At 35.6% G+C, this 9272-nt stretch carries 7 protein-coding genes and 1 pseudogene; 2 read left to right on the forward strand and 6 right to left on the reverse strand.

Going from position 1 to position 9272, the window contains the following annotated elements:
* The first annotated feature begins 436 nt into the window (after nt 1-436).
* Complete coding sequence (locus BN338_RS04525; RefSeq protein WP_039759429.1) at nt 437-1210, forward strand: Bax inhibitor-1/YccA family protein; 774 nt, start codon at nt 437-439, stop codon at nt 1208-1210.
* 117 nt (nt 1211-1327) lie between these two features.
* Complete coding sequence (locus BN338_RS04530) at nt 1328-2191, forward strand: endonuclease/exonuclease/phosphatase family protein (protein ID WP_039759432.1); 864 nt, start codon at nt 1328-1330, stop codon at nt 2189-2191.
* A gap of 6 nt (nt 2192-2197) precedes the next feature.
* Here BN338_RS04530 and polA read toward each other — a convergent pair.
* From polA to BN338_RS04565, 6 genes and pseudogenes are all read right to left on the reverse strand, one after another.
* Nucleotides 2198-5106, reverse strand: a pseudogene (gene polA, locus BN338_RS04535) (DNA polymerase I).
* A gap of 330 nt (nt 5107-5436) precedes the next feature.
* A complete protein-coding gene (gene dnaQ / locus BN338_RS04545; RefSeq protein WP_039759438.1) occupies nt 5437-6144 on the reverse strand; it encodes a DNA polymerase III subunit epsilon in 708 nt (235 codons plus the stop codon).
* A gap of 4 nt (nt 6145-6148) precedes the next feature.
* Nucleotides 6149-6736 carry a dephospho-CoA kinase gene (coaE, locus tag BN338_RS04550; protein WP_039759440.1) on the reverse strand — a complete coding sequence of 196 codons (588 nt, stop codon included), beginning with the start codon at nt 6734-6736 and terminating at the stop codon, nt 6149-6151.
* Nucleotides 6733-7605, reverse strand: a complete 873-nt coding sequence (locus tag BN338_RS04555) for a shikimate dehydrogenase (RefSeq protein WP_039759444.1) — start codon at nt 7603-7605, stop codon at nt 6733-6735. The genes coaE and BN338_RS04555 overlap by 4 nt, the downstream gene beginning before the upstream one ends.
* Nucleotides 7598-8194, reverse strand: coding sequence for a Maf family nucleotide pyrophosphatase (locus BN338_RS04560; protein ID WP_039759448.1), 597 nt, complete (start codon nt 8192-8194; stop codon nt 7598-7600). Before BN338_RS04560 ends, BN338_RS04555 begins: the two co-directional genes overlap by 8 nt.
* A 12-nt stretch (nt 8195-8206) precedes the next feature.
* Nucleotides 8207-9031 (reverse strand): pyruvate, water dikinase regulatory protein, encoded by an 825-nt coding sequence (locus tag BN338_RS04565; protein WP_039759450.1) that lies wholly within the window; start codon nt 9029-9031, stop codon nt 8207-8209.
* Nucleotides 9032-9272: the final 241 nt, after the last annotated feature.

Raw genomic sequence — 9272 nt, forward strand, 5'->3', positions numbered from 1 at the left:
GAATCAAGTCTTCTCGCTGGGCAGAGCAGGAGCAATATCATAAGTTGAAAAATAACGTGATGTTATGTGCCTCTCTCCTCATAACCGTAAAGAGAGATATTTTATAGGTGGGAATTATGGAGTTTCTGTAAATAATGAAAAATCTCTTATTGTCGTCTTTTTATCTTGCAAAAATATGGCAAAAACGAAAATATTTTTCATTAAAAATGAACCATTTCCTTACCAATTTGTAAGGTTCCTTGCTTAGATAAATCTCTTGTAATTTTTAAATAAATCTCCATAATAAAGGGGAATATGCTGGAATTCCGCCAGTGATTCTGAAGTTTTTTTTGTATTTGCCAGATTAAGGCTTATACGGAGTTTGTTTCTGCAATGAGCAGAGACACTTTTTTAAAAAACCGATACCTGACGGAACATATGCTAAAGGATTTTAATTATGGCTAATTTTAAAAATTTACGTTCAGCGCCTGCTTCTCACGCTGATGCATCAATTGATCAGGGATTGCGCGACTATATGTTGGGTGTCTATAATACAATGGCCATTGGTTTGCTTATTACAGCTGCTGCCGCTTATGCAATTGTATCATTAGCAACAACAACAGATATGAGCCAAGCAGCAGCTCAGATCAATAGCAGTGTTTATTTAACATCATTTGGAGTAACATTTTACACATCGCCGTTCGCTTATATTGTTATGTTTGCACCGCTTGTTGCAGTTTTATTCCTCAGTTTTAAAATTAATACATTAAGCACAAATGCTGCTCGTAGCCTCTTTTTTGGTTATGCTGCTCTGATCGGGCTTTCGTTGTCTTCGATCGTTTTGCGTTATACGACAGAAAGTATTGTACAAACCTTTGTTATTTCTGCTGCAACTTTTGGAGCTCTTTCACTTTATGGATACACAACAAAGCGTGATCTTACGGCAATTGGTTCATTCTTATTCATCGGATTGATTGGTTTGTTCCTTTCTACGATTGTGAACATTTTTCTTGGATCAAGTGCTTTGCAATTTGCTATCTCCATTATTGGTATTTTTATCTTTGCTGGTTTAACAGCTTACGATACTCAGAACATTAAGTTGATGTATTACGAAGGAGATGAAGGTGACACTAAAGGACGTAAAGTTATTATGGGGGCGTTGAGTCTTTATCTTGATTTCATCAATATGTTTGTCTTCTTGCTGCAATTTCTTGGTTCAAACCGTGATTGATTTTAAAAGATCATCGCTTAATGAAAGAACCTTGTTTCCCAAAAGAAACAAGGTTCTTTTGTTTTTAGTGCAAGTTTTTTACTCTTTGCCTCTTAGGGATTATATTCTTTTAGCAAAATGACAAAAATACCTTACAAGCAAAAATTCCCTTGGTTTACCGGTTTTATCCAACAAAAGCTTCATAATTCCCTTTTAAAGGCAATCCATAGCCGCTCTCATCATCAATCAAATATCCTCAATCCAAATAATCATTATGATCTAACCATTGGTTCCTATAATGTCCATAAATGTGTAGGTGTTGATAAAATTTTTAACCCTACACGAATTGTTCGTGTTATTGCTGAATTACAAGTTGATATCCTTGCTCTTCAAGAAGCAGATAAACGTTTTGGGGAACGCATTGGTTTGATTAATCTTCAACTGCTAAAAGCTGAAACCGGTTTAGTTCCTGTGCCTCTCAATACCATGTCACCTCATGGTCATGGTTGGCATGGGAATGCTCTTTTTTTGCGAAAGGGATATGTACGTAACATCTTGCAAGTCTCTCTTCCTAGTATTGAACCACGTGGTGCTATCATTGTAGAGCTGGAAATGAAAGCAGGCCCTATTCGTATTATTGCCGCTCATTTTGGCTTACTCCGTTACTCTCGTAAACAACAAACAAAAATGCTTCTTACAATTTTGCAAAAACGCTCCCTTATGCCAACACTCCTCATTGGAGATTTTAACGAATGGAGAATGGGAAAAGGCTCATCTTTAAACCATTTTTATCCCTATTTTGATAGCACACTTAAAGTTGTACCAAGCTTTCCCTCTCGCTTTCCTTTTTTAGCCCTTGATCGCGTTTTTGCCTTTCCTCACCAATTGGTAACAAATCTTGAAAACCACTATTCACCACTTGCACGCATTGCCTCAGATCATTTGCCTATCAAAGCCTATCTTAATCTTGCCAATGCAATGAATATCCTTAAAAATAAATGAAAAAAGTTAATGTGCCTCATCCCAATTTTGAGCCGTCATGACTTGCACTTCAAGGGGTACAGATAAAGATAAAACCGGCATTGTAGCATTTTCCATGACATCTTTAACAACAGCCATGGTTTTTTGACTCTCTTCTTCTGGTACTTCAAAAATCAGTTCATCATGTACTTGCAGCAACATTTTTGCTGATAGATTTTTTTCTTTTAAAGCATCTTCCATCTTTATCATAGCACGACGAATAATATCAGCCGCAGAACCTTGAATTGGAGCATTGATAGCTGCTCGCTCATTAAGAGAACGAATTTTTACATTCTTTGCTTTATTTCTGGATAATGAATACGACGTCCAAAAATTGTTTCTACATAACCATTCTCACGTGCAAAGCTCTTGGTCTTTTCCATATAATCTTTAATTCCTGGAAATCTTTCAAAATAAAGTTGAATATAACGACCTGCTTCTTGGCGTGAAATTCCTAATTGATTGGCTAAGCCAAAAGCTGAAATACCATAAATGATACCAAAATTAATCGCTTTTGCACGCCGTCGTATATCTGAATGCATTCCCTCTATCGCAACGCCAAACATTTGTGACGCCGTTATAGCGTGAATATCGTGTCCTTTAGCAAAAGCTTCTTTTAATGCTTTTATATCCGCAATATGTGCAAGAACGCGTAATTCTATCTGACTATAATCAGCAGAAAGCAACACGTGCCCTTTAGGAGCAATAAAAGCTGTTCGAATTTTACGTCCTTCAGCAGTTCGTACTGGAATATTTTGCAAATTTGGCTCTGATGATGATAATCGCCCTGTTGATGTTATTGCCAAAGAATAATTCGTATGAACACGCCCTGTTTTTGGTAAAATATAAGAAGGCAAAGCATCGGCATAGGTAGATTTTAGCTTTGCAAGTTGACGCCACTCAATAATTTTACGCGGTAAAAGATGACCTTCAGCAGACAATTCTTCTAAGGTCTGTGCAGAAGTTGACCATTGTCCGCCCTTAGTCTTAGCACCTCCAGGTAATCCTATTTTACCAAAAAGGATATCCCCTAATTGCTTTGGCGAAGCAAGATTAAACTTTTCATCAGCTTGTTTGTAAATTTCCTCTTCTAAAATCAAAGCAGCTTGTGCCAATTCTCCTGAAAGACGCGATAAAATCTGCCGATCAATAAGAATCCCACGCTCTTCCATTCTTGCAAGAACTTCTACAAGAGGTCGATCAAGGCGCTCATAAATTTTTGCCATACCCCGAGCAACAAGTTGCGGTTTTAATACTTGCCAAAGACGTAGCGTTATATCGGCATCTTCCGCCGCATAAAGGGTTGCTTGTTTTAAATCTACTTGTGCAAAAGAAGTAATTTTTTTTCCGTTATGTGTTAAATCCTTATAAGCAATTGGCTTATGTCCAAGCCAACGTTCAGATAAATCATCCATATTATGGGTTAAAGTTCCAGCATCCAAAACATATGATAAAAGCATGGTGTCATCAAAACAACGTATCACAATGTCGTATTGCTTCATCACCAACCAATCATATTTTATATTCTGACCAATTTTTAACACGGAAGAATCTTCTAAGAGCGGTTTTAAAAGTGCCAAAGCTTTTCGGGTCTCAATCTGCGAGGCAATGCGCCCGCCTCTTAAAAGATCCTCTTCTCCTTCATAAAAATGTTCAAGAGGTATATAAGCTGCTTTTTCTGGCTGTAATGCGAGTGAAAAACCAACAAGCTTTGCTTGCATCGGATCAAGAGATGTTGTTTCAGTATCAAAAGCAAAAAAACCCTGCTCTTGTGCTTGTGATAACCACTCTTTTAGAATTTCCTCATCAAGAATTGTTGTATAATTATCTCTTATGATTTTTTGAGTCAGTGCTTGATCTTTACGTTTTTGTGCAAAAGCTTGTGGAGAATTTTCAGAAAAATTATGAAGAGATTCTTTCTCAATATTTTTGATATCAGAATCATGCCCATAGTGAGGTTTTTCCCATTCAACATCTATATCAAGTGCATCAATAACAGCTGCATCGCATGTCGTCACCTCTGCAACGCGACGCGTTAATGTTGAAAATTCCATTGCTTTCAAAAAAGCAATTAAGCGTGGTCCATCTTGTGGCTCCAAAATAAAATCATCTAAATCAGTATCTATAGGAACATCTGTTTTAAGCCTAACAAGTTCACGAGAAATTTTAACCTGTTCACTATAAGCTTGTATATTTTCACGTCGTTTTGTTTGTTTTATTTCGATCACACGTTGTAACAAAAGATCAAGAGAACCAAACTGATTTAACAACTGAGCAGCAATTTTGGGTCCAATGCCTGGAATACCTGGGACATTATCCGTCGAATCTCCAATTAACGCTTGTAAATCGATCATCTTTTCAGGGGTAACCCCCCATTTTTCTATAACTTCTGAGATACCTATATGCTTGTCTTTCATTCCATCATACAAGGATACATGCTTATTGACGAGTTGCATAAGATCCTTATCAGAAGAGATAATCGTTGTTTTTGCACCAACCTTTGTTGCCAATTGTGCATAGGTCGCTATCAAATCATCCGCTTCAAAGCCTTCCTTTTCAATACAAGGCAAATTAAAAGCCTTTGTTGCTTGGCGTATTAAAGCAAATTGAGGAATTAAATCTTCGGGAGGCTCAATGCGATTCGCTTTATATTGAGGATAAATCTGTTTCCGAAAAGTATCCGATGAATAATCAAAAATAACAGCAAAATGTGTTGGAACAATACCTGTTTTGGTGTTACGAGCATCACAAAGTAATTTCCATAACATATTACAAAAACCAGCTACCGCTCCTACTGGAAGTCCATCCTTTTTACGTTTTAAAGGCGGTAAAGCATAGTAAGCACGAAAAACATAGCCTGATCCGTCAACCAACAAAAGATGATCTGTTGCCTTCATGACAATTTTATTTCTCCATTTCAGCTAAAAAAACACATTACCCTTATATATTTTTTTCACTTTTATTTTAATTTTTTTCGTTTTGCCTCTAAAAAGCCATTTTTTCTTTTCATAAGACATGAAGTCGTTACACTTTATATTACGTACCTAGAGCTTTTCTTTGCTGTTACAGGATTAATAGCTTTCATTTTGCTCCTCCTATGATAGCTGGGGTACGATGTAGCGACAAGGTCGTTGTGGTGTTCCCCTCCCCACAACGGCCGTTTTTTTTGACATCCATATTTTTTATTTTTAATCTTAAGCGACTTTTTAAAAGAAAAGGTAAGAATGTTATTCATGAATTTTGAAGTTATTCCACAGAGCTTTTTCACCCATTTTATTGATAAAATCAGCGTGTAACTTTTTTTCTTGTGCACTCAATCTTGAAGGTAAAGCCTGTGGACGAAATTTAACTGCATAAGACATATCTTTATCATTTTGGATATGTTCATCAACATTCCTTCTGTTATCAAAACCTAGTACGCCCTGCTTTCCACCAATCAATTCAATATAAACATCAGCCAAAATCTCTGCATCAAGCAAAGCACCATGAAGAACACGATGACTGTTATCAATTCCAAAACGCTTGCATAAAATATCAAGAGAATTAGGGCCCATAGGAAATTTACGCCGTGCCATAGCCAATGTATCAAGAATATTATCAACACTGATAAGTGGCTTATTGACGCGTTTTAATTCTGCATTAATAAAACCTATATCAAAGCTCGCATTATGTGCAATCATAGTCGCACCATTGATAAATTCTAAAAATTCATCAACAATATCGCTAAAACTTTTTTCGTTTTTTAGGCGTTCATTGGTTAATCCGTGAATTGCTACAACTTCATCAGGAATAATAACGCCTTCAGGGTTTAAATAAACGTGAAACTGGCGCCCTGTAAGATAACGATCAACCATTTCTACACAACCAATTTCGATTATACGATCTTTCTCTTTATCTAAACCTGTTGTTTCTGTATCAAAAATAATTTCCCGCATGACTTCAATTCTTTAGCAACTCTTTTATCACATCAAAAACTTGTTGACGTGTATTTTCTAAATCCTTCCCTGTATCAATAATAAAATCAGCACGCTTTCGTTTTTTTTCATCCGGCATTTGCTGGGCATTGATAAAGGCAAACTTCCTCTCATTCATACCTTGACGAATCATTACACGTTCTTTTTGTATTTCTAGCGGAGCAGAAACAACAATAACGCTATCTACACGATTTTCACCATTTGTTTCAAACAGAAGTGGAATATCGAGAATAACTAATTTTTCCTCTTGGTCGCGCGCTATATCAATAAATTTTTTTTCTTTTTCTTGTACTAGAGGGTGAATTATTTTTTCTAATTTTTGTAATTTTTCTTTATCATCAATCAAAATTTCAGAAAGTTTCAAACGATTAACTTCACCGTTTTCAACAACACTAGGAAAAATACGCTTTATGCGCGATAAAGCTGGCTCACTTTTATAAAGTTGTTGTACCGCCTCATCAGCACTAAAAACAGAAATCCCCGCTTGTCTGAAAAAATCAGCAACGGTTGATTTTCCCATAGCTATTGATCCCGTCAATCCTATAATCTTCATTCTCTTTCTTTACTCATATCCTCTAAAATAGCTGTCCGTAACGCTTTTGTTACCTGTGGCCTTACTCCAAACCACCGTTCAAAACCTATAACAGCCTGATGTAGAAGCATCCCAAGCCCATCAACAGTCCTTAGACCACAAGCTTTTGCCTGTTGTAAAAAAGGAGTTATCAATGGTGTATAAACAATATCTGTTACTAATGCCGTTTTTTTTGCCTTACGAAAATCACAAAAAAAAGAAGTATTTTTTTCTTCTGTTTTTTTTATGCCTATAGAAGTTGTATTAACAATCAAATCAGCCTGAGAAAGTATTTCATGAATTTTATACCAATCATAGACTTTAACGGGTTTTCCAAAATGCTGAGCTAAATTATCAGCCCGTTGTTTCGTACGGTTAACTAAATAAATTTGTCCAAATCTACGTTCTTTTAAAGCATATAGGATAGCGCGTGCAGCGCCACCTGCTCCAAAAACAAGAGCTGTTTCCCCTCCCCAACCAGATGCAAAATCATCAAGATTAGCACTAAAACCATAGGCATCACTATTTGTGGCACAAAGTTTATCTCCTTCATACCAAAGTGTATTAGCAGCACCAATTATTGTTGCTCTCTCATCTTTATAATCTGCTAAACGAAAGGCTTCCTGTTTATGTGGTAGAGTAACATTTCCTCCACAAAAGCCCATTTTTTGTAAAGAAGTAATAAAATGATCGAATGTCTCAGAGGTTACTTCCTGTGCAAGATATTCCCCTTGTAAACCATATTGTTTAAGCCAAAAATTGTGAATTTTTGGCGATTTTGAATGATGAATAGGAGAACCAACAACAAAAGCGCGGGGATAATTTGTTTCTTTTATTGTTAAATCAACCATCAACAATCCCCAAATGACGTAATTTTATGAGTAGAGGCAGCAAAGGTAAACCAACAATAGTAAAAAAATCTCCATCAATTTTTTCAAAGAGATGGATCCCTTCTCCTTCAATTTGATAGACACCCACACTGTTTAAAACATCTTTTTCTACACGTGCTAAATAACGTTCAATAAATTTTGACGAGAGTAAACGTACGGACATGTGTGCACTAAAAGCTTCAACCCAAATTTTTTGACCATTTTTAAATAAAGCTACTGCACTATGAAGAGAATGAGTTTTTCCTGACAGCTCAGATAAACGCTGATGTGCTTCCTTAATATTTGTTGCTTTATGAAAAACTTGACCTTCCAAATCAAGTACTTGATCACAACCAATAACGAAAGCATCAGGAAAACGATCTGAAACATTTTTTGCTTTTGCACTAGCAAGAAAACAACTGAGTTCTTTAGGTGTTTTTTCTTTTGCTGTTTTTTCTATTTCTCTTTCATCAAAAGAAGCTCCTTCAATGAAAAAATTTAAACCTGCTTTTTTCAATAATTGTGCACGATAAGAACTAAGAGATGCTAATATTAATGTATTTGTATTCATGAGAATTTTCTCTCATTTTTCTTCACGAAATCGTGATAAAAGTTCAAATATTGCTGCAGCAGTTTCTTCAATAGAGCGTCTTGTGACATCAATAATAGGCCAACCAAAGCGTTCGAAAATGCGTTTTGCATAGATTAATTCTTCAGCGATGTTGATACGATTCGTATAATTATCAAAAGCAAAACCTTCTCCTAAATCTCTATTTTGTCGAATATGTGAGATTCTTTCAGCTGAAGCGATTAAACCAACAATTAAAGAATTTTTTGCTTCTAAAAGAGATTCTGGCAAATCAATATTAGGAATAAGAGGGACATTGGCCGTTTTGATTCCGCGGTTTGCTAAATAAATACTTGTTGGCGTTTTAGAGGTTCTTGAAATTCCTACAAGGATAACATCTGCTTCGAATAAGCTACTAGAAGACTGTCCATCATCATGTTCTATTGTAAAATCGAGTGCCTCAATACGGCGAAAGTAATCTGCATTGAGTTCATGTTGTGCACTGACACGTAAATGTGTTGGCATTCCAAGATAAGATTGAAAAGCATTTAAAACAGGATGCAATATATCAATACAGGGAACTTTTATTTTTTTGCATTTTTTTTGAAGTAAAAGCTTAAGTTCTTCATCAATCATTGTGTAAAGAACAATACCTGGCTCTTGTTCTATTTCATCAAGAGCTTTTTGCAACTGTATTTTATTACGAATCATAGGATAGATATGTTCTATTGCCTGATACATTGCATACTGGGATGCGACAGCTCTTCCAACAGAGATTAATGTTTCCCCCGTTGCATCAGAAAGCATATGTAAATGAAAGAATTTTTTTTCTTTTGTCACAAAAAATTTAACTCCTTGTTAAGATATGTGTATATATCTTTATTGTTTTCTATAAAACTAAAATTTAGGAAAAATCCTCCACTATTATGCACAAATTAAACGCTTGTGATAATCAAATACCTATTATAAAAACAAACAGGGGATAACATCTTTAAGATGGTGTTATTTTTATTCTTTTTTTCTTCTCTTTTGTGGATAAAATTGAGGATAAATGGAGGATAAAAAATAATTCACATTAAAC

The organism is Bartonella queenslandensis AUST/NH15, assembly GCF_000312585.1.
GTDB lineage: Bacteria > Pseudomonadota > Alphaproteobacteria > Rhizobiales > Rhizobiaceae > Bartonella > Bartonella queenslandensis_A.

Coding starts and splice junctions, on each gene's coding strand:
- BN338_RS04525 (WP_039759429.1), top strand. CDS start 437: ATGGCTAATTTTAAAAATTTACGTTCAGCGCCTGCTTCTCACGCTGAT.
- BN338_RS04530 (WP_039759432.1), top strand. CDS start 1,328: ATGACAAAAATACCTTACAAGCAAAAATTCCCTTGGTTTACCGGTTTT.
- dnaQ (WP_039759438.1), bottom strand. CDS start 6,144: ATGCGGGAAATTATTTTTGATACAGAAACAACAGGTTTAGATAAAGAG.
- coaE (WP_039759440.1), bottom strand. CDS start 6,736: ATGAAGATTATAGGATTGACGGGATCAATAGCTATGGGAAAATCAACC.
- BN338_RS04555 (WP_039759444.1), bottom strand. CDS start 7,605: ATGGTTGATTTAACAATAAAAGAAACAAATTATCCCCGCGCTTTTGTT.
- BN338_RS04560 (WP_039759448.1), bottom strand. CDS start 8,194: ATGAATACAAATACATTAATATTAGCATCTCTTAGTTCTTATCGTGCA.